20 protein-coding genes are annotated in these 18,517 nt (G+C 60.1%); 9 read left to right on the top strand and 11 right to left on the bottom strand.

From position 1 onward, the window contains the following. Nucleotides 1-471 (bottom strand): ATP-binding cassette domain-containing protein (locus BN1117_RS01395; protein WP_156129821.1); only part of this gene is annotated, 471 nt, incomplete at its 3' end. A gap of 106 nt (nucleotides 472-577) precedes the next feature. Here BN1117_RS01395 and BN1117_RS01390 point away from each other — a divergent pair. Continuing rightward, complete coding sequence (locus tag BN1117_RS01390; RefSeq protein WP_040094307.1) at nucleotides 578-1,120, top strand: hypothetical protein; 543 nt, start codon at nucleotides 578-580, stop codon at nucleotides 1,118-1,120. Between the two features lie 216 nt (nucleotides 1,121-1,336). Next, entirely contained in the window at nucleotides 1,337-1,618 is a 282-nt protein-coding gene (locus BN1117_RS01385) for an RNA recognition motif domain-containing protein (protein ID WP_005337180.1), read from the top strand. A 70-nt stretch (nucleotides 1,619-1,688) separates the two neighbouring features. On the opposite strand, the gene BN1117_RS01380 is transcribed toward BN1117_RS01385, so the two are convergent. After that, entirely contained in the window at nucleotides 1,689-2,588 is a 900-nt protein-coding gene (locus tag BN1117_RS01380) for an aldo/keto reductase (protein WP_040094311.1), read from the bottom strand. Nucleotides 2,589-2,735: 147 nt separating this feature from the next. Here BN1117_RS01380 and BN1117_RS01375 point away from each other — a divergent pair, with 147 nt between their 5' ends. Then, a complete protein-coding gene (locus BN1117_RS01375) occupies nucleotides 2,736-3,143 on the top strand; it encodes a helix-turn-helix domain-containing protein (protein WP_040094305.1) in 408 nt (135 codons plus the stop codon). A gap of 86 nt (nucleotides 3,144-3,229) precedes the next feature. Continuing rightward, entirely contained in the window at nucleotides 3,230-3,931 is a 702-nt protein-coding gene (locus BN1117_RS01370; protein ID WP_040094303.1) for an SDR family oxidoreductase, read from the top strand. An 8-nt stretch (nucleotides 3,932-3,939) separates the two neighbouring features. Here the strand turns inward: BN1117_RS01370 and BN1117_RS01365 are convergent, their stop codons facing one another. Together BN1117_RS01365 and BN1117_RS01360 are read right to left on the bottom strand one after the other, a co-directional pair. Next, complete coding sequence (locus BN1117_RS01365) at nucleotides 3,940-6,672, bottom strand: HAD-IC family P-type ATPase (protein ID WP_040094301.1); 2,733 nt, start codon at nucleotides 6,670-6,672, stop codon at nucleotides 3,940-3,942. 14 nt (nucleotides 6,673-6,686) lie between these two features. Further along, nucleotides 6,687-7,625, bottom strand: coding sequence for a universal stress protein (locus BN1117_RS01360; RefSeq protein ID WP_040094299.1), 939 nt, complete (start codon nucleotides 7,623-7,625; stop codon nucleotides 6,687-6,689). A gap of 626 nt (nucleotides 7,626-8,251) precedes the next feature. Between BN1117_RS01360 and ltaE the strand changes: the two genes are divergently transcribed. Next, nucleotides 8,252-9,271: a low-specificity L-threonine aldolase gene (gene ltaE, locus BN1117_RS01350; protein ID WP_040094296.1), complete on the top strand. Its 1,020-nt coding sequence runs from the start codon at nucleotides 8,252-8,254 to the stop codon at nucleotides 9,269-9,271. Nucleotides 9,272-9,564: 293 nt separating this feature from the next. Next, nucleotides 9,565-10,038 (top strand): DUF4442 domain-containing protein, encoded by a 474-nt coding sequence (locus BN1117_RS01345; protein ID WP_040094295.1) that lies wholly within the window; start codon nucleotides 9,565-9,567, stop codon nucleotides 10,036-10,038. Nucleotides 10,039-10,077: 39 nt separating this feature from the next. Here BN1117_RS01345 and ybcJ read toward each other — a convergent pair whose 3' ends face one another. The 4 genes from ybcJ to BN1117_RS01325 all read right to left on the bottom strand — a co-directional run bounded on the left by ybcJ (nucleotide 10,078) and on the right by BN1117_RS01325 (nucleotide 13,127). Then, on the bottom strand, nucleotides 10,078-10,311 hold the full coding sequence (ybcJ, locus tag BN1117_RS01340; protein ID WP_040094293.1) for a ribosome-associated protein YbcJ: 234 nt from the start codon (nucleotides 10,309-10,311) through the stop codon (nucleotides 10,078-10,080). Nucleotides 10,312-10,498: 187 nt separating this feature from the next. Then, nucleotides 10,499-10,903: a MaoC family dehydratase gene (locus BN1117_RS01335; RefSeq protein ID WP_040094291.1), complete on the bottom strand. Its 405-nt coding sequence runs from the start codon at nucleotides 10,901-10,903 to the stop codon at nucleotides 10,499-10,501. Then, entirely contained in the window at nucleotides 10,900-12,684 is a 1,785-nt protein-coding gene (locus BN1117_RS01330; protein WP_040094288.1) for a class I poly(R)-hydroxyalkanoic acid synthase, read from the bottom strand. Before BN1117_RS01330 ends, BN1117_RS01335 begins: the two co-directional genes overlap by 4 nt. 92 nt (nucleotides 12,685-12,776) lie before the next feature. Then, nucleotides 12,777-13,127, bottom strand: a complete 351-nt coding sequence (locus tag BN1117_RS01325; protein ID WP_040094287.1) for a phasin family protein — start codon at nucleotides 13,125-13,127, stop codon at nucleotides 12,777-12,779. Nucleotides 13,128-13,439: 312 nt separating this feature from the next. Between BN1117_RS01325 and BN1117_RS01320 the strand changes: the two genes are divergently transcribed. From BN1117_RS01320 to pdxY, 3 genes are all read left to right on the top strand, one after another. Further along, the gene (locus BN1117_RS01320; RefSeq protein ID WP_040094285.1) at nucleotides 13,440-14,003 is read left to right on the top strand and encodes a VC2662 family protein; all 564 of its coding nucleotides are present in this window, start codon (nucleotides 13,440-13,442) and stop codon (nucleotides 14,001-14,003) included. Nucleotides 14,004-14,087: 84 nt separating this feature from the next. Further along, nucleotides 14,088-14,864, top strand: a complete 777-nt coding sequence (locus tag BN1117_RS01315) for a DUF429 domain-containing protein (protein ID WP_040094282.1) — start codon at nucleotides 14,088-14,090, stop codon at nucleotides 14,862-14,864. Nucleotides 14,865-15,037: 173 nt separating this feature from the next. After that, nucleotides 15,038-15,901 carry a pyridoxal kinase PdxY gene (gene pdxY / locus BN1117_RS01310; RefSeq protein WP_040094281.1) on the top strand — a complete coding sequence of 288 codons (864 nt, stop codon included), beginning with the start codon at nucleotides 15,038-15,040 and terminating at the stop codon, nucleotides 15,899-15,901. Between the two features lie 106 nt (nucleotides 15,902-16,007). Here pdxY and BN1117_RS01305 read toward each other — a convergent pair whose 3' ends face one another. From BN1117_RS01305 to BN1117_RS01295, 3 genes are all read right to left on the bottom strand, one after another. Beyond that, nucleotides 16,008-17,126, bottom strand: coding sequence for a glycerol dehydrogenase (locus BN1117_RS01305; protein ID WP_040094279.1), 1,119 nt, complete (start codon nucleotides 17,124-17,126; stop codon nucleotides 16,008-16,010). Between the two features lie 296 nt (nucleotides 17,127-17,422). Then, nucleotides 17,423-17,929: a GNAT family N-acetyltransferase gene (locus BN1117_RS01300; RefSeq protein WP_040094277.1), complete on the bottom strand. Its 507-nt coding sequence runs from the start codon at nucleotides 17,927-17,929 to the stop codon at nucleotides 17,423-17,425. Between the two features lie 91 nt (nucleotides 17,930-18,020). Then, nucleotides 18,021-18,413: an NUDIX hydrolase gene (locus BN1117_RS01295; protein ID WP_040094275.1), complete on the bottom strand. Its 393-nt coding sequence runs from the start codon at nucleotides 18,411-18,413 to the stop codon at nucleotides 18,021-18,023. Nucleotides 18,414-18,517 lie beyond the last annotated feature (104 nt).

Below are 18,517 nucleotides of genomic sequence, written 5' to 3'. Positions count from 1 at the left end.
GACCCGCTGCTGCTGACCGCCGGAGAGCTGGTGGGGGTACTTGTCGGCCTGTGCCTGAATGCGCACCCGCTCGAGCAGCCCGAGCGCCCGGGCTTTGGCCTCCTGAGGGCGCAGCCCCAGGGTATGCACCGGCGCCACCATCAGGTTTTCCAGCACCGTCATATGGGGGAAGAGGTTGAACTGCTGAAACACCATGCCGACCCGACCTTGCAGGCGGCGCAGGTAGGCGGGGGTCACCGGCTCGCCAAACAGGAACAGCTGGCCGCCGTCGATCCCCTCCAGCCCGTTGATGGTGCGGATCAGGGTCGATTTACCCGAGCCTGACGGGCCACAGATGACCCACTTCTCTCCCCGTTCAATGGTGAGATCGATGTGATTGAGCGCCTGAAAGTCGCCATAGCATTTGTCGACGCCACAAAAGCGCACACAGGGTTGCGAGCTGGTCAAGAAGCGGGTTCCACTGAGAATCATTTACGCCATGGTATTGATTTTATAGGGGGATGACAAAGAAAACCCCCTTGTCAGCATCCTGATGGCTATTCACAATGGCGCCATTTCGTGATGACAGGAGTTTTTCATGCGTATTACATCCTTGCTTGCCGATCCGCAGGTGCAGCTGTTGATGCCGCCAGCGGTTCGCTATCGCTGCGTCATTTTTCTGCTGTTGCTGGTGAGTTGGGGCGTGGTGGCGGCCGCCTTGTGGCATGGCTGGGGCGCAATGGCGCTGCTCAACTGGGTGGGCGTGGTCTTTGGTGGCATCACCGGGATCATGGTGTCGCTGCCCCGCAGCTGGCAGCCCTGGCGACTGGCGGAGCTGGGGTGGGATCAACAGCATATCTATCTGCTCAATGGCAACAAGGATGAGGCGCTGGCACTGCCCCGCAGCCAGCTGGTGACGCTTGAACGGGAGCGGCGAGTGGGCCACGACGGCCAGTGGCTCGACTTCAGCCTCGATCTGCAATTGAGTGAAGATGAGCTGGCGGCGGCCATGACCTTGCTGGATCTCAAGGCGGGGGAGCTCCATCTGGTGAGTCCGTCGGTCTATCGCTTCGGCTTTAAACGGGCCTGGCACGGTCGCCGGATGCTGGCGCAACGGCTGTCAGATCTGCAATCGGTCTGAGTCGACTATTTTCTCGACAATTCCCGGCAAAGCTCAGATACTGCCAGTGACTCGAATTGATCTTGTCTGCACTGTTAACCCAAGAGATCAATCACTTGACGATAGTGTGGAGAGGGCCACGGCATGAAGCCATGGCAGGTCCGGCATAGGGGTTGTGCCCTTACCGTTATGCTGGGAATTGCATAGAGAAGGCACCTTGAATCGAGAGTGGATGGCATGAAGATTTACGTAGGTAATCTGTCGTACCGGATGACGGCCGACGAACTGAAAACCCTGTTCAGTCAGTTTGGACAGGTTGACAAGGTTGATATCATCATCGACCGCGATACCGGCCAGTCAAAGGGGTTTGGTTTTATTGAAATGCCGGTCAATGGTGATGCCGAAAAGGCCATCGCCGGTCTGCATGGCACTGAAGTCGGTGGCCGTACCATCACCGTCAACCAGGCCAAACCGAAGACAGATGCTCCCCGTGGACGCCCGCAACAGCGCCACCGCTAAGGTGCCTCGGCAATGAAAAACGGCATGGGTTTCTCCCATGCCGTTTTTGTTTCTGGAGGTTGTGCTGTGATCAGGGAACGTCGTAACCGAGCGCCGCCTTGCGGATACGGAACCACTGCTGGCGGTTGAGGGTGATGGTTTCGGCGGCTACCGCAGCGGCAATCCGCTCCCGCTTGCCGGAGCCAATCAATGGCAGCGGCTGGCTTGGCAGCATCATCACCCAGGCGTAGACCACCTGCTCGATGGTCTGGGCGCCCACTTCCTGACGGATCTGCTCCAGTTCGGCACGCAGCGGGGCATAGGCGTCATCGCTGAACAGTCGGCCGCCGCCGAGACATGACCAGGCCATCGGCTTGATGCCAAGCTGCTGGCACTGATCCAGGGTGCCATCGAGGGTCCCCTCCTGATGGAGCGGCGAGATCTCCAGCTGGTTGGTGACCAGCGGGAAGGGGAGGCGCGATTGCAGCAGCTCGAACTGACGGGCGGTGAAGTTGGAGACCCCGGCGTGTTTGATCTTGCCCGCCTGTTTCAGGGTGATAAAGGCATCGGCCACTTCATCGGCGTTCATCAGGGGATCCGGGCGGTGGATCAGCAGCAGATCCAGATGGTCGGTGCCGAGCTTGCGCAGCGAGGCCTCGGCGCTGGCGATGATATGGTCCTTGCCGGTGTTGTAGTGGTTGAGGGCATGCTCCGGCTTGGCGGTGAGGGCGATACCGCACTTGCTGACGATCTCCATCCGGCTGCGCAGGGAAGGCTCGAGGCGCAGGGCGTGGCCAAAGGCCTCTTCGCACTGATAGCCGCCGTAGATATCGGCGTGATCGATGGTGGTGACCCCCAGATCCAGATGATATTTCATCAGATCGAGCAGCGCGGCCGGAGAGAGCTGCCACTCCATCAGGCGCCAGTAACCCATGATGAGGCGAGAGAAGGTGGGGCCTTGCGGATGCAGGGCGACACGGGATACAGACATGGTTGACTCCTTGAAAAACACGATGCGAAAACGATGTGCAACATAGATGACTGCGGGCATCTTGGCCTCATGTGGCTGGCAAAGCAATAATGGGCAGTGGCATGATTCGAACTTTGGTTCTGATCGCAGAGTAGGAGAGAGAGTTGGATGGAAGGATTTGCCGAGCGCTTGCAGAGCCTGATCGGGGAGATGAGCGTGAGTGCCTTTGCCCGCAAGGTAGGGCTCAGTGAAGCGCTGATCCGCAAATATTTGAAAGGAGCCGAGCCCGGCCTGGCGCGGGCCAACCAGATCGCCATGGGGGCCAACTGCTCGCTGGAGTGGCTGGCCACCGGCTGCGGTTATCTCTACCGTCAGGCGGAAGTGGTCGACAGGGAGGCGCTGGCAGCGGCGCAGCAACTGCTCAGGGAGCAACAACCCGGGGCGGCAATGCCAGATGAGGAGGGGCTGGTTACCCTGCTTGCCTACTACCAGTTTTTGCGTAGCCACAAGAAGGGCGACGGTTTTCTTGATCTGGCGCTGGCACGGGAATTTGGTCGCCATCTGGAACAGATATGATGAAAGGCTATTACCATTTTATCGAGTTACGACTGCTCGATTATTCTGATACGCTCTAAGCAAAATAACTCTCCATGGAATGGGCGATGAGCTACTTGATCCTCGGAAGCGGTGCGCTGGGTTCGGCGTTGGCAAGAGAGCTGATGGCAAGGGGGGAATCCTTCCTGCTGGCAGGTCGCACCTATCCCAAAGGCATAGAAATGGGGGCCTTTTTCCCGCTACCTGAAGTGGATGACATCTCGTTTGATGCCCTGGTTACCCTCTACGATACTGAACCGCTTCCCTCGGTGATCATCAACACCATTGGTTTGTTGCACGATCTCAGCTTTATGCCGGAGCGGCGGGTGGAAGAGGTGCACCCCAAGTGGCTGTGTGACAGCCTGCTGGCCAATGCCTGGCCAACACTGGCGCTGGCTGCCCGTTTCAGTCGGTTGATGAGAAGTGACCATCCGCTATGGCTTTGCGCCATCTCCGATCTGGCGGGCTCCATTGCTGCCAATCAGGAGGGGGGGCGTTACAGCTACCGGATGAGCAAGGCGGCCCTCGACATGGGAGTGAAAACCCTGGCCCTTGAATGGGCGCAGCGTTTTCCGCAGGCGGGGGTGGTGGCGGTGGCGCCCGGCTTGATGGATTCTCCCATGAACACCCCCTTTCTGAGCGAATTAGCTGCGGATCAATTGCAGGACCCCGCCGAGGTGGCGATAAAACTGCTCAATCTTATCAAAAGGTTATCGTTGACCCAGTCGGGCCAGCTCCTGGATCTCAACGGTCAGCCGCTGCCCTGGTGAATAACATCTCAGGGTTGCGGACCTGAGTAGGTCATGCGTCTGAGCAGCAGCATCAGCTGCTTTTCCGTCTCTATCAGGGCAAACAGAGCAACGCCGATGGCGATGATCAACACTCCGTCCACGAAGGAAACAGGCTCTGTGTCGAACAGCCGTTGTAGCGGCGGAAAATAGGTGATGGCCAACTGGGCTAGCACCACCAGGGCCACGGTTGCCCAGACCACGGGGGTACCCTTGACCCCCTGCCAGGTCAGGGAGGTGCCGTAGAGATTGCGGATGAAAAACATGTGAAAGATCTCCATCACCACCAGGGTATTGACGGCCAGTGTTCTGGCCAGCTCGACTGAATCGCCCCGTTCGATGGCATAGGCATAGATGCCATAGACCCCACCCAGAAACAGCATGGAAACCAGTACGATGTGCCACACCAGCGCCCCGCTCAACAGGGGCTCATGACGGGGACGTGGTGGCCGGCGCATACTGCGCGCTTCGGTCGGCTCAAAGGCCAGGGCGATGCCGAGGGTGACCGCCGTGATCAGGTTGACCCAGAGGATCTGGATCGGCGTGATGGGCAAGGTCAGCCCGAGCAGCAACGCGAGTATGATGGTCATGGCTTCCCCTGCATTGGTCGGCAGGGTCCAGCTGATCACCTTCTTGATGTTGTCATAGACGGTGCGACCTTCACGCACTGCGGCGGCAATGGAGGCAAAATTGTCATCCAATAGCACCAGATCCGCCGCCTCCTTGGCGGCTTCCGAACCTTTATTCCCCATGGCAATCCCTGCATCCGCCCGTTTGAGCGCCGGGGCGTCGTTGACCCCGTCCCCTGTCATGGCCACCGTCATGCCGTGGGATTGCAGTGCCATGACCAGGCGCAGCTTATGTTCGGGGCTGGTACGGGCGAAGATGTCACAATCCAGAACGGCTTGTTGCAGGGCAACATCGTCCATCTCATCCATCTCGGCCCCACTGAGCACCTTGTCGGGATGCAACAGGCCAATCTGCTTGCCGATGGCTGCGGCAGTAAGAGTGTGATCCCCGGTGATCATTTTGACCCGGATACCGGCACCATGACAGTTGGCCACTGCGGTGATGGCTTCGGGGCGCGGGGGATCCACCATGCCCGTCATCCCGAGCAGGGTCAGCGTGCCTGCCAGCGCCTGATGCTCCAGTACTGTGTGCTCCGCTCTGACCCACCTGACGGCAAATGCCAGGACTCGTTGTCCCTGGCTGGCAATGGTGGCAGCCTGCGAATGCCAGTACGCCGTGTCGAGAGCCGCGGTGCTGCCGGGGCTGGATGCGCGCTGATTGGCGCACATGGTCAGAAGTTGCTCAGGTGCCCCTTTGACGACGATGATCCCATGGTGCTCGTGGTCATGGTGCAGGGTGGCCATGAAGCGGTATTTTGCATCAAATGCAATGGTGTCCGTGCGCTGCCAGCGTGTTGCATCGTGCAGGCCGGTGGATGCCATCTTGGCACTGCAGGCTAGCAGTGCCCCCTCCATGGGGTCCCCTGCCACATGCCAGACGCCGTCACGTTCGTGCAGGGCCGCATCGTTGCACAGGGCGGCCGCCAGCGCCAGTTCACTTAGCGGGCGAGCAGCCACGGCTGGGCCCGGCTGCCCGTTCTGCATCAACTCCCCATAGGGGGCATAGCCGTCACCGGTCAGGGTATAGCAGGCGTCATGGGTCAGCACGGTGGCGACCAGCATTTCGTTGCGGGTCAGGGTGCCGGTTTTGTCGGTGCAAATCACGGAGACCGCACCCAGGGTTTCGATGGCAGGCAGGCGGCGGACGATGGCGTTGCGCTTGGCCATGGCCTGTACGCCCACGGCGAGGGTAATGGTCAGGACCGCGGGCAGCCCAGCCGGGATGGCCGCCACTGACAAACTGACGATGGCCATGAAGATGTCACTGAAATCCTGATGGACGATGAAGTAGCTGTATACCAGCAACAGTGCGGCGACCAGCAGGATCAGGATGGTCAGCCATGTGGCAAAGGACGCCATCTGTTGCACCAGCGGGGTGGTCAGTACAGTCACCGTGGAGAGCAGACCGCTGATACGTCCGATCTCGGTAGCCGTCCCGGTGGCGACCACCAGACCGCGCCCCTGTCCGCTGGTGACCATGGTGCCGGAAAAGGCCATGCAACTGCGATCGCCGAGGGAGGCATCTTCTGGTACCGGGGCACACTGTTTGTCAACCGGAATGGACTCGCCGGTCAGCAAGGCCTCCTGCACGCACAGGCCGTGCACCTGCAGCAGCCGCAGGTCGGCCGGTACCTTGTCACCCGCCTCCAGCAGCACTATGTCTCCCGGTACCAATTGTTCACCGGGAATACTCAGCCGCTGGCCATGGCGAATAACGTTGGCATGGGGGGCCAGCATGTGGCGAATGGCATCCATCGCCTTCTCTGATTTGCCCTCCTGAATAAAGCCGATCAGGGCATTGACAATGACCACCGCCAGAATGACGCCGGTATCAATCCAGTGCGCCAGTGCCGCCGTGACCAGGGCACTGCCAAGCAGGACATAAATGAGGATGTTGTGAAAATGGAGCAGGAAGCGCACCAGATGACTGCGTCTGGCCGCGGGGGGCAGCTGGTTGGCACCATACTGTTTCTGTCTGGCACTCACCTCCTCGGGGGTGAGCCCCTGCAGGCTCCCCCCCTGTTGTTGAAGCGCACTCTCCACACTGACATGATGCCAGGGAGTGGCGGTGTCATTTGGCTTGTCAGTATGCATGGCGCGACTCCTTGTCAATAGGCAGAGACCGGTGAGACAAAGCCATTGGGCTTGAGCGCCAACAGTGAACATGCCAGGGTCTGCACTATGTTTTCCGCCGTATTGCCGATGAAGAAGCCGGCTATTCCGGTACGGGCCACTGTCCCCATGACCAGAATGTCGATGCTCTGCTCGGCCACGAATTGTGGAATGATGCGTTCGGCCTGCCCGCGCAAATGGTGCAACTGCTGTTTCCCCTGAATACCGGATGCTGTTAACAGGCTCAGTTGGGCAGCCTGATGTTCCGCCTTGATGGCCAGGGTTTTCTCGTTCAGCTCCGCGTCGGTGACCTTGATCCAGACGTTGTCACGCAGGTAGGCATCAAAGGCATAATCCCAGCAGGAGAGAATGTGCAGTTCGCCACTGCAGGTATCCGCCAGCGCACGGGAGCTCTGCAGCAGCTGCAGGGAGAGATCATGCCCTTCTGGTGTGCTGCTCATGGGGTCGATGGCCACGGCGACCCGGATGGCGTTGCGGTGACGCTCGATGGGGCGGGTCAGCCAGACCGGGCAAGGGCATTTGCGCAGCAGTTCCATGTCGATGGCCTTGAAGCCTTTGCCACCCTCCTTGGGCTCGGCGGCTTTGATCACCAGATCATGAGCTTCCCTGAGCACATGACGAATGATGTTGATAGCGGGGGCATCGGCACATTCGATGTCGATCTGCAGAGGGGGCACAGAGTCATCCAGCTTGACGATGTCACGGGCGGTCTGAGCGGCACGCTCCAGCTGGATCTTGAGTGAGTTCAGGTATGGTTCCCGGTACTCCTTCATCTCCTTGGGCAGCGCGGGGCAGATCAGCAGGGCTTTCAGTCTGGCCTGGTTATTACGCGCCAGGCTCATGGCTTGCGTCAGGGCTTGCGTCTCATCGATCAGCCCCTGACTGACAAAGAGTATTTGGCGGACGTTATTCATATGGCAGCTCCTCTGATCTGGCGCGGGTGACAGGGCACCTGTGCCCATTGACGGGATGGTGAAAGATGGCCGTGGCAAGGCGGTCATGGCCTGGCGACGGGATACGGGATGAGGTGGTCAGCATTCGCCACGCCGTGCGCAGCAGGGGGGCTGGTGACAGCAGAGCACGAGAGAAGTGGGTGGGCCCATGGCTGGCCGTCTTTGTGATGGCAGGCAGTGCACAGGTGTCGCTCGCCAGTACCCGTGACGGGGAAGGGGATGATGCCATGACAGCCGCCCGGGGGCTGCTGTCGGGTATCCATCCTGTCTGGTCATGCAGTTTCATATCATTGACGTCCTGTACAAAGAAGGAGTGAGTCAGCGACATAATGGCGGCGATGTCAGGTATTGTGCGCCTGTTTATACCTATTGACCGGCAATTCAGCGCATTTTCTATTTATCACCCTAACCCGCTTTTATCCTTCATGCCAGGCATGGGTGAGCGATTTGCAGGGCCGATCAGGTTTGCTGGCCAGAGGACCTGGCAACGATGGCATCCCCTTGTGTGATTCACATTCTCGTCATGCCATCCTTGCCAAGCAGGTCTTGGCTGGATAACGTCATCCCCCAGTTTCAGGAGGGATCTCATGCGCTATATCGATTTACGAAGTGACACTGTTACCCAGCCCACGGATGCCATGCGTCAGGCCATGCTGCATGCCGAGGTAGGAGATGATGTCTATGGGGAGGACCCCGGCGTCAATGCACTGGAGGCACATGGGGCAAGCTTGCTGGGCAAGCAGGCTGCGCTGTTTGTGCCGTCCGGCACCATGTCCAACCTGCTGGCGCTGATGAGCCACTGTCAGCGTGGCGAGGGAGCCATCCTGGGTCAGGCGGCCCATATCTATCGCTATGAGGCGCAGGGGAGTGCCGTGCTGGGCTCTGTTGCCCTGCAACCCTTACCGATGCAACATGACGGCACCCTGGCATTCGATGATATCAAGGCGGCGCTGGCCCCTGATGATGCCCACTTCGTCCAGACTCGCCTGATCTGCCTTGAGAACACTCACAATGGCAAGGTGCTGCCGCTCTCCTATCTGCAGGAGATGAGGGAATTTGTTGCCGAACGGGGCTTGCAGCTCCATCTCGATGGCGCACGGCTTTTTAACGCCGCCGTGGCCAGCGAGACCCCGGTCGAGGTGATCGCAGCGCAGTTTGACAGCATCTCGATCTGCCTCTCCAAGGGGCTGGGCGCACCAGTGGGCTCACTGTTGGTGGGCCGTGACGACTTTATCGCCCGTGCCCGTCGTCTGCGCAAGATGCTGGGGGGCGGTATGCGTCAGGCTGGCATGCTGGCGCAAGCCGGTCTGTTTGCCCTTGAGCAGCACGTCGAACGACTCGCGGATGATCACCGCCGTGCCAAACGGCTGGCCGCAGGGTTGGTGGCACTGCCGGGTATCGAGCTCGACCTCTCGCAGGTACAGAGCAATATGGTGTTTCTGCGGCTGCGTGAAGAGGGATCTGCTCCCTTGCTCGCTTTTATGAAGGAGCGGGGGATCCTCTTCTCCGGTTATGGCGAGCTGCGCCTGGTGACTCATCTGCAGATCAGCGATGACGATATTGAAGAGGTCATTGACGCTTTCACTGAGTATCTTGGCGCCCATTGAGGGCGCTTGGGGATGTAGAAACGAGTCTATTTTACAGCAACAAACCAGGGTGCCGCGGCGCCCTGGTTTGTTTGCGCAGGGAGCGGCACTATCCGGTCATTATGCTGGTGGCAGTGCTCTCCACACCCGACACGGAAAGGTTAGCCGCACGAATGTGGGGTGAGAGCTGCGGTTGTGAGAGATCCTCCTGCTTGATGTCGGGCAAATGGTCGTGACCTTGCTCCCTGTGCTTGTCGAATGACGCAGATGCAGGCAACATGTTGTTTACATCAACTCATCGGATCAGTTCGCATATGGATTTGCAACGTTTTAAAGCCAACCTGGCGCTGCGGCTCTTTGCCTGGCGCTACATCCCCGTCATCGGATTTTGTGCCCCGATCATCGAAGAGATGAACGCCAGGGCACTGCGCATTCGTATTCCCCTTGGCTGGCGTACCCGCAATCACCTGGGCAGCATGTATTTTGGCGCGCTGGCCACCGGTGCCGATCTGGTGGGTGGTCTGCTGGTGATGGAGAAGGGGCGGCAGCGACGCAAGAAGGTGCACTTCGCCTTCAAGGATGTGCAGGGGGAGTTTTTGAAGCGGCCCGAGGGGGATGTGCAGTTTGACTGCGCGGCTGGAGAGGAGATCGACGCCATGATCGACGAGTCGCTGGCGAGCGGTCAACGTATCAACCGCCCCATCCAGGTGGTGGCCACCTGTCCGTCACTGAACGGAGATGAGGCGATGGCACGCTTCGTGCTGACTCTCTCGATCAAGGCCAGCTGAATGGATAAGGGCGCACTGGCCCCCTTATCCACGCAAGGTTCAGAGGATCTCGGGGCTGACGCCTTCTTTCACCACCACCTTCATACCGTTGAAGTTGACCACCTGGCCGGCCACTATCTTGCAACGCTTGCGGGTCTCGACCTGACCGTTGACCTCCACCAGCCCGTCGGCGATGAGCGCCTTGGCGGCACCGCCGCAATCGGCCCACCCCTGATGTTTGATAAGGTCGCACAAGGCAACGAAGGGGTGGCCTTCGAGCAGAAACGTCTCCATGGGAAATCCTCTCGTGGATAAATGGCTGAAACAGCAGGGCGGTTATTCTAGGCAGTTCGAGCGGTCAAGGAAAGGGCGGGGGGCTGGTTTGCTGGCAATGACGGTTTCCAGGACCATGATCGGGGGCTGACTAAGAGGGTCAGCCCGGCAGTAGCCGAGCTGACCGAGTGCAGGAGGAAAACCGTTATCAGCCGAACTTCACCACGGCTTCACCGCTGACGGCGATGGCACCGCTTGCCGTCAGGATGCGGGTAGCCAGGGTGATGATGGGCTTGTCGCTGCGCAGGGCGATGATCTCCACCTCTGCCGTCACCTCATCCCCCACAAACACCGGTTGCTTGAAGGCGAGGCTCTGACCGAGGTAGACGGTGCCCTTGCCCGGCAGTTGCTGGCCCAGCAGTCCCGAGAACAGGCTGGCCAGCAGCATGCCGTGCACGATGGGGCGCTCGAACGGCGTGGTGGCGGCGAAGGCAGGATCCAGGTGCAGCGGATTGAAATCCTCCGACAGCCCGGCAAACGCCGCGACCTCTGCCGCCCCGAACCGCTTGGTCAGGCTGGCCTTTTGGCCCACCTCGAAGGGAAGCGTGCTCATGCTGGCTCCTCCTCTGGGGTCTGGGCAAAGACCGGATTGAGCCGCACCTTGACGTAGCTGCCGGGGGCCGCCTCCAGCCCTTCGCTCGGGAGGCGGGCGGGGATGGGGGCGGGATCCTCTTCCCTGCTCTGGATGAAGGTTGCCATCTGCGGCCACCATGAGCCGGGAGTGTGGGTTGCACCGGCGAGCCACGTCTCGGGGCTGGCGGCCTCGGCATCGTTCTGCCAGAAGCCGTATTTGTTGGCGTCCGGTGGATTGACGATGCCGGCGATGTGGCCCGATTCGGCCAGGATGAAGCGCTGCTCGCCACCGAACAGCTTCATGCCCTGCCAGGTCCCTTGCCAGAGGGCGATGTGATCGTCCATGGCCGAGACCAGCAGCACCGGAGTCTTCACCTTGCCGAGATCGATACGGGTGTGGCGGATCATGAGCTCCCCCTTCACCAGCTGGTTCTCCAGATAGAGCCGGCGCAGCAGGCTGCTGTGGGTCTTGCCCGCCACGTTGGTGCTGTCGCTGTTCCAGTGCAGCAGATCGAATGCCACCGGGCTCTGCCCCTTGAGGTAGCTGTCGATGTAGTAATTCCAGTAGAGGCTGTTCTCCCGCAGCAGGCTGAAGGAGACCGCCAGCTGGCGTCCATCCATGATGCCTTTGGCTTCGTTCTGGGCTTCCAGCGCCGCAATGATGGGCTCGTGGATGAAGATGCCAAGTTCCCCCGGTTGGGAGAAGTCGAGCAGGGTGGTAAACAGGGTGGCGGAGCGAACCCGCTGCTTCTGGCGCCTGGCGGCCAGCCAACCCATGGCCAGGGAGAGGGCGGTGCCGCCGATACAGTAGCCGATGCCATGGACTTCCCGCTCGCCGGTGGCCGCTTCCACACCATCCAGCGCGGCGATGACGCCGTCCACCACGTAGTCGTCGAGATCGATCTCGGCCTGGGCCGGACCCGGGTTGCGCCAGGAGATCATGAACACCGTCTGGCCCTGGGTGATCAGCCAGGCCACCAGGGAGTTCTGGGGCCGCATGTCCAGAATGTAGTACTTGTTGATGAAGGGTGGCACGATCAGCACCGGCGTCCTGGCCACCGTCTCCGTGGTCGGACTGTACTGGATAAGCTCGTACAGTTCGGTGCGCTGCACCACCCGTCCCGGGGTGGTGGCCAGATCCCTGCCGAGCGTGAAGGCGGACTCGTCAGTCAGCCGGATGTTGAGATGATCGGCGCTGCGCTCGAGATCTTCGGCCAGCAGGGCCAGCCCGCGCACCAGATTTTGACCGTCAGACTCCAGGGTCAGCTTGAGCAGCTCCGGGTTGGTGGCCAGAAAGTTGCTGGGGGCCATGGCGTTGATGTACTGGCGGGTAAAGAAACGCAGCCGCTCCCGGCTCTTCTGGGGCACCCCCTCGAGGGAATCCACAGAGTCCATTAGGTGTCTGGCGGTCAGCAGATAGGATTGTTTGAGGTAGTCATAGATGGGCTGCTCGCTCCAGGCATCGGCCTTGAAGCGGCGATCGCTGCGCTCCGGGGCGATGAGCGGTTCGCTTGGCTGGCCTGCACTTTTGAGCAGGGTATGCTGCATCAGCTTGAGCTGATCCTGCCACCAGTTCATCTGGGCATTGATCAGTTGCCAGGGCTGCTGGCTGCCCTGTTCCAGCACCTGGCCGAGATCGTCGAGATTGGTCTGCAGCAGTGCCTGGGCGGTGCGCTCGGTCTGCGCCTTGGCCATGTCCAGCAGCTTGTCGTTGTAGTGGGCCAGGGCCTCAAACAGCGGGCCGTAAGATGATTGGCTCATGTTCTCTCCTTCACCCATCTCCGGTGCAGGGCGAACCTGTCGTGACGGAGCATGGGGAGATATGGCTGCCCGCAGCGGGCAGCCGGGGGATATCAGGCCTTGCCCGTGCTCTGCTTGACGGCGTCTGCGGTCAGGGCATCCAGCTCTTCCTTGAACTGTTGTCCCAGCGCGTTGAGTTGCTGAATATCGTCCAGCATCTGGCGGGAGAGCTGGCTGGCTGTCTCCAGCTGGACGGTGCCAAGGGCCGCCAGGCTCTGGGCATCCTGCACTTTGCCGGCGGCCTGCAGCTGGTTAAGCCCCAGCTCGGCATAGGCGTTGGCGGACGCCAGTTGCAGCCGGGTCAACTGCTCGATGTTGCTGGCCAGCAGCTGGTTGTAACGGGTGAGGGGGGCGGCAAAGCCTTGCATCTGCTCGGTAAAGGTCTTGATTACGTCCATATTCATCGCGCGTCTCCGTGGTTGGCAGTAGTGCAAATGGGCCTGTCGGCCCGGGGGAGTCAAAAAAGGCGACATCATCCTGATGTCGTGGCGTGTCGTTTGCTCTGTTCAAACGCACGTTTAATCATTGTGTTATCAAATGAGCCTTGATGTAAATAACATAAATGTTAATTTTTGCGTGAATGGCGCTCATGGTCAGTCCAGTTGGCGAGCGGAGTGGGACGATGGGTGACGCAGGGATCCCCATCGTCTCTCGTACCCTGGCCCCTCGGCTGCTACGCTAGCGCCACGCTTGAATACCAAGGAATGAATGCTTTGATGAGACCATCCCACCTGTTGTTTGCTTGCGGCATGCTGACCCTTGGTGAGGTTGCCTATGCCAGTACCCCGGTCCAACTCTCCTTGCCCGGTGTCAATCTGCCTGCATCTCATCAGGTCGAGGGGGCCAGAGCCTCTGCTCTTTATGGCCGCAGCGGCCAGGTGAAGGGGGTTGATCTGCCCGTTTTCGCCCTCTCCGACGTGGATCAGTTCAGCGGTCTGCAGCTCGGGATTTTCCTCGGTGCTGGTCGGGTGCGTCACCAGTTTGGCGGTGTCGCCATCAACGCCATCAACTGGCACGAAGGTCAGGATACCGGCGTCAATCTGGGGGTAGTCAACCTGACCAACAATGTGCAGGGGCTCAACTGGGGTGCCGTCAACATCGCCAAGGGCAATGCGCTGGCCAACGTCGGCTTCGTCAACTATGCCGAGCGTACCACCTTCCAGATTGGCTTTATCAATGCCACCCAGCACCTCGATGGCTTGCAGATCGGGCTGGCCAACTATGCCGCCAACGGCGTGTTCCCCATTCTGCCGCTGGTGAACTTCCAGAAATCGTTCTGACCAAGGCGGTTCGCTTTGCGTTAAAGGCCTCTGCTGATTACCCTGTGCCTCTTGCAACGAGTGACAGGTGAAAAGAGGTAATTGATGACGGCAGGGCAGATGAGTGCAATCGGGATCGGCTGGGATGTGCGGGGCTGGCAGGGCAGTGCCCAGGCGGTTGCTGTAGTGGGCTGGCAGGCCGGTTCTAACCACCTGCATTGGCTCGGGGTGTCGCCGCTGTTTCGCCTGAGCTCGCGGGTGGCGCCAGATCTGGCCGCTCTGCTGCGTCCGGCCCTGCAAAACGAGCTGACCCTGATGCAGGTAGAAGCCTGCCCGCAACTGGCGCTCGGTATCGATGCGCCGCTCGCCTTTCCCCGCGCCTTGCGGGATCTGCTCAATGGCCAGCCACACAGCAGCGCCGTGCCCGAGCGGGAGATAGATAACCCCTACGCCTATCGCGACTGCGAGCGCTGGCTGTATCAGCAGTACGGCAAGAAGCCGCTGTCGGCCACTTTCGACCGGCTCGGCAACAATGCCACCCTGGCGCTCTCCATGCTGCCGGGGCTCTCGGATCTGCAACTGGTGCCCAAACAGCAACCGCAGGCCGATCGCGCCGTGCTGGAGGTCTATCCGGCACTGGCCAAGGTGGGCGGCAAGGCCTCCCCGGCACGGCCCGAGCTGGCGGCGCTGCTGCCTGCGGACGTGCAGGTCGGCACCGATCGCTACGATGCGGCGCTCTGCGCCCTGATGGCGCTGCAATATGCAGCGGGTGGCAAGGTGGCGGTGTTGCCCGAGCTGGTTCAGCCACCCGGCGACCTGCCCCGTGATGAGGGATGGGTCTATCACTTTGCCCGCGGTGCTGTTGAGCATAACGGCATGTGATGGATGGAGACGCGGCGCATCATGGCGTCGCTCACCCTGCCGATGCGGGCCAAATGGCGCAAAAACCTCTCTTTAGTCAGGAAATTGCCTATTCATCCCGCGCCAAGGTGGCGCATCGTTATCTTCATCCGATATATTGCCCACCTTGCTGATCCTTTGCTGTGGTATTCCCGATGAAATCCGTTCTCTCTATTCAGTCCCACGTGGTCTTTGGCTGTGCCGGCAACAGCGCCGCCGTCTTCCCCATGCGCCGCCTTGGTATGGATGTATGGCCTGTCAACACGGTGCAGTTTTCCAACCACACCCAATATGTCCAGGGGTGGCAGGGGATGGCGATGCCGGCGGGCCATATCAGTGCACTGGTGAACGGATTGGGCAATATCGAGGTGTTGAGCCAGTGTGACGCCGTGCTGAGCGGTTACCTTGGCTCCGCCGAGCAGGGGGACGAGATCCTGACTGTGGTCAACGCCGTCAAGGCCGCCAACCCGGATGCCATCTACTTCTGCGACCCCGTGATGGGTCACCCGGAGAAGGGGTGCATCGTTGCCCCCGGCGTCACCCGTTTCCTGACCGAGCAGGCGCTACCGGTGGCTGACATGATGGCCCCCAACCTGCTGGAGCTGGAGACCCTCTGTGATACCCATCTGGCGGATCTGGACCAGACCCGCGCCGCCGCCCATCAGCTGCTGGCCCGCGGCGTCAAGCTGGTGTTGGTCAAGCATCTCGGTCGTGCGGCGCAGGACTCCAGCCGCTTCGAGATGCTGCTGGCAACCCCGCAAGGGGATTACCTGATTGCCCGTCCGCTCTATGACTTTGCCCGCCAGCCGGTGGGGGTGGGCGATCTTATCAGTGCCCTGATGCTGGCGAATTTGTTGGCCGGTCACGATGCGGTGAGCGCGTTCGAGCGCACCAACGCCTCGGTGGATGCGGTGCTGCAAGAGACCTGGCGTCAGCAGGCTTACGAGTTGCAACTCATCGCCGCGCAAGATGCCTTCGCCCTGCCAGAGGTTGCAGTGCGAGCGGTGAAACTGCCCTGAGTCAGCGCGGACGTTCGTCTATCCCGACAAGGGATTGGTGGTAGATAAAAAAGGCTTGCCAATGGGCAAGCCTTTTTACTGTTTGTCTGTTTAGTGAGGTAAACCATCAGGCTCGGGGATGACGGAGGCGATAGCGCTCAGCCATGGCATTGGCCGCTACCATGGCGGCGTAGACATCCTGTTCACTCACCGTCATCGGCATGTTGCCCATGGTATCGAGGGGATCGCAGGCCAGCTGCGCCACCTTGCGCCACTCGCTTTCATCAAAGTGGGTGAGCCCCAGCTCTTGCAGCGTCATCGGTAGGCCTGCACAGTCGATGATGCGAAACACCTCATCAAGCTCATGTTGCGGGGCGCGCTCAAGCACGAGTTGGGTCAGCAGGCCGAAGACAACCTTCTCGCCATGCTGGGCACGATGGAGCTCCGGGATCAGTGACATGCCATTGTTGACGGCATGAGCTGCGGCCAGTCCACCGGCTTCTGCGCCGACCCCGCTAAGGTAGATGGTGGCCTCGATGACCTGCTCCAGCGCCGGAGTCGAGACATGGTGGCGTATTGCATCCATGGCCAGCTCGATGTTTTCACCAAGCAGCTCGTAACAGAGCTTTGCCAGACCAAGGCCAGTGCGTGAAGGGCGCTTGCCGACCAGATTGAGCCCGTCCGCCCGATAGCAGGCGCGCGCCTCGAAATAGGTGGCCAGGGCATCGCCAACGCCTGCGGAAAAGAAGCGGGGAGGGGCGGCGGCAATGATGGCCGTGTCAGCCAGCACCACGTCCGGATTTTGCGGCAGGAACAGATAGCGTTCAAATTCACCCGCCTGGTTGTAGATCACCGCCAGCGCCGTACAGGGGGCATCCGTGGAGGCAATCGTCGGGAACAGCACAACCGGACGGCGCAGATAGAAGGCCACGGCCTTGGCGACATCCAGCGTCTTGCCGCCGCCGATCCCGACAATCACATTCGCACCATATTGCTCTGCAAGGTGAGTCAGGCGGTGGATCTCCTGTTCGGTGCATTCGTAGCGAAACTTGTCGACCACTCCCCTGAGGCCTGCCTGCTGGAGCCCCGCCAAAGCTTCTTCCCGTACCCGCTCCAGAATGAACTCATCGCTGATGAGCAACGCATAGTCACCAAAATCTTTAACTTGCTCATGGAGTTGCGGGAGAAGGTGTTGACCGATGATGAACTTTTTGGGGGAGGTAACTGTACGGGGCAAAGTGGGCATCCATTATTCCTCAAGGCAGTGAACAACATAGATTTGATTATCAAATGGGTCTCTCACGATACGCCTGATAAGGCAATAGATGAAGAAGAAAAGGGGGGCGTTTTAATCATTAATTAATCTTTCTATTTATTTGGCTGTATTTTGGGGCGGCGATTGGCGGTGTTGAGGCATACAGGCGCAATGGCCGTATCGTGACAATTTGTTGCAAGCCATATTGCTGCAACAAACAGTCACGCAGCAACAAGCAGGACCGCTTGGTTCGGCCCTGCTGTATTTGGATAAGGGATAGGGGATGGTCAGAGCGGTTTGTAGAAGATGACGGTCGCAGCAAGAGAGCCATCGGCGTTGCGTGCAAAGCTCGGGATCTGGCCCGCCTCCAGATAGCCGAGTTGACGATAGAGGTGGGAGGCCACATCACCGGCGCGAGTATCCAGCACCAGCAGCGAACGGCCCGCGGCATGGGCGCCTTGTTCCATTGCCAGCATCAGCGCACGACCGACACCTTTGCCTCTCGCCGTTTGCAGTACCATCAGTTTTTCCACTTCGGCCCGGTGGCGACCGTTGGCCTTGCCACAGAGCGCGAGCTGAATCGCTCCCACGAGCTGTTGTTGCTCAAGGGCAAGCCACAGCTTTCGGTGACCTGCCGCCAGATCCGCTTCAACTCCTTGCCAGTAGCGGGCAGATTCCTCCATGGTCAGCGGAGGCAAAAAACCGACCGAGGCGCCGCTATCGACACAATCTTGCAGCATGGCGATGAGCGCGCTTTGGTAGGTCGCTGTGCTATTAACTTTCACAATGTCCATCTGACATCCTTGTCGTTGCGCTGTGATATGGCTGATTGCCACCGTGGGTTCATATGAGCTGGGCACTTGTGCTCGCCGTGAGCACGGCTTGTCAGCGGATCTGCCCCTGCTCAACCAGCCAGGTAAACAGCAGGCGGGAGACGGGGGAGAGCTCATCGAGGTGAGAGCTGTCGAGCCAGCGCAGCTCGGCAATTTCGGCCGAGGCGATCGGGGTACCGCTCGCTTCGCCGGTGTAGCAGCGCAGTCGCACCTCGACTCCTGCCGGTTTGCCATCGGCCTGAGCGCTGAACTCGCAGGCAAAGCGCAGGGTATCGGGCTGCAGGGTGACAGCCAGCTCCTCCTCAATCTCGCGGATCAGTGCCGCCTCGTCGCTCTCGCCCGGTTCCCGCTTGCCGCCTGGGATGTAATAGATGTCCTTGCCGTGGGAGCGGGCGCAGAGCAGTTGCTGATCTTTAAAGGTGAGCCAGGCGAGTTTGTCGATCATCTGTTTTCTCTCCAATGGGGTTGCCGTGATGAGCAGTGGCGCACTCAAGCGCACAGTTGTTTTGCATGCCGGCAGCCTAACAAAGATGAAGTTGAGTCCCAAGG

It is taken from the genome of Aeromonas australiensis (genome assembly GCF_000819725.1).
In the GTDB taxonomy this organism is placed as follows: Bacteria; Pseudomonadota; Gammaproteobacteria; order Enterobacterales; family Aeromonadaceae; genus Aeromonas; species Aeromonas australiensis.
This window is presented reverse-complemented; position numbering and strand designations above follow the sequence as displayed.

What these genes read in the sequence shown, in the direction of transcription:
- BN1117_RS01390 (WP_040094307.1), top strand. Translation starts at nt 578, where the DNA reads ATGCGTATTACATCCTTGCTTGCCGATCCGCAGGTGCAGCTGTTGATG.
- BN1117_RS01385 (WP_005337180.1), top strand. Translation starts at nt 1,337, where the DNA reads ATGAAGATTTACGTAGGTAATCTGTCGTACCGGATGACGGCCGACGAA.
- BN1117_RS01380 (WP_040094311.1), bottom strand. Translation starts at nt 2,588, where the DNA reads ATGTCTGTATCCCGTGTCGCCCTGCATCCGCAAGGCCCCACCTTCTCT.
- BN1117_RS01375 (WP_040094305.1), top strand. Translation starts at nt 2,736, where the DNA reads ATGGAAGGATTTGCCGAGCGCTTGCAGAGCCTGATCGGGGAGATGAGC.
- BN1117_RS01370 (WP_040094303.1), top strand. Translation starts at nt 3,230, where the DNA reads ATGAGCTACTTGATCCTCGGAAGCGGTGCGCTGGGTTCGGCGTTGGCA.
- BN1117_RS01365 (WP_040094301.1), bottom strand. Translation starts at nt 6,672, where the DNA reads ATGCATACTGACAAGCCAAATGACACCGCCACTCCCTGGCATCATGTC.
- BN1117_RS01360 (WP_040094299.1), bottom strand. Translation starts at nt 7,625, where the DNA reads ATGAATAACGTCCGCCAAATACTCTTTGTCAGTCAGGGGCTGATCGAT.
- ltaE (WP_040094296.1), top strand. Translation starts at nt 8,252, where the DNA reads ATGCGCTATATCGATTTACGAAGTGACACTGTTACCCAGCCCACGGAT.
- BN1117_RS01345 (WP_040094295.1), top strand. Translation starts at nt 9,565, where the DNA reads ATGGATTTGCAACGTTTTAAAGCCAACCTGGCGCTGCGGCTCTTTGCC.
- ybcJ (WP_040094293.1), bottom strand. Translation starts at nt 10,311, where the DNA reads ATGGAGACGTTTCTGCTCGAAGGCCACCCCTTCGTTGCCTTGTGCGAC.
- BN1117_RS01335 (WP_040094291.1), bottom strand. Translation starts at nt 10,903, where the DNA reads ATGAGCACGCTTCCCTTCGAGGTGGGCCAAAAGGCCAGCCTGACCAAG.
- BN1117_RS01330 (WP_040094288.1), bottom strand. Translation starts at nt 12,684, where the DNA reads ATGAGCCAATCATCTTACGGCCCGCTGTTTGAGGCCCTGGCCCACTAC.
- BN1117_RS01325 (WP_040094287.1), bottom strand. Translation starts at nt 13,127, where the DNA reads ATGAATATGGACGTAATCAAGACCTTTACCGAGCAGATGCAAGGCTTT.
- BN1117_RS01320 (WP_040094285.1), top strand. Translation starts at nt 13,440, where the DNA reads ATGAGACCATCCCACCTGTTGTTTGCTTGCGGCATGCTGACCCTTGGT.
- BN1117_RS01315 (WP_040094282.1), top strand. Translation starts at nt 14,088, where the DNA reads ATGACGGCAGGGCAGATGAGTGCAATCGGGATCGGCTGGGATGTGCGG.
- pdxY (WP_040094281.1), top strand. Translation starts at nt 15,038, where the DNA reads ATGAAATCCGTTCTCTCTATTCAGTCCCACGTGGTCTTTGGCTGTGCC.
- BN1117_RS01305 (WP_040094279.1), bottom strand. Translation starts at nt 17,126, where the DNA reads ATGCCCACTTTGCCCCGTACAGTTACCTCCCCCAAAAAGTTCATCATC.
- BN1117_RS01300 (WP_040094277.1), bottom strand. Translation starts at nt 17,929, where the DNA reads ATGGACATTGTGAAAGTTAATAGCACAGCGACCTACCAAAGCGCGCTC.
- BN1117_RS01295 (WP_040094275.1), bottom strand. Translation starts at nt 18,413, where the DNA reads ATGATCGACAAACTCGCCTGGCTCACCTTTAAAGATCAGCAACTGCTC.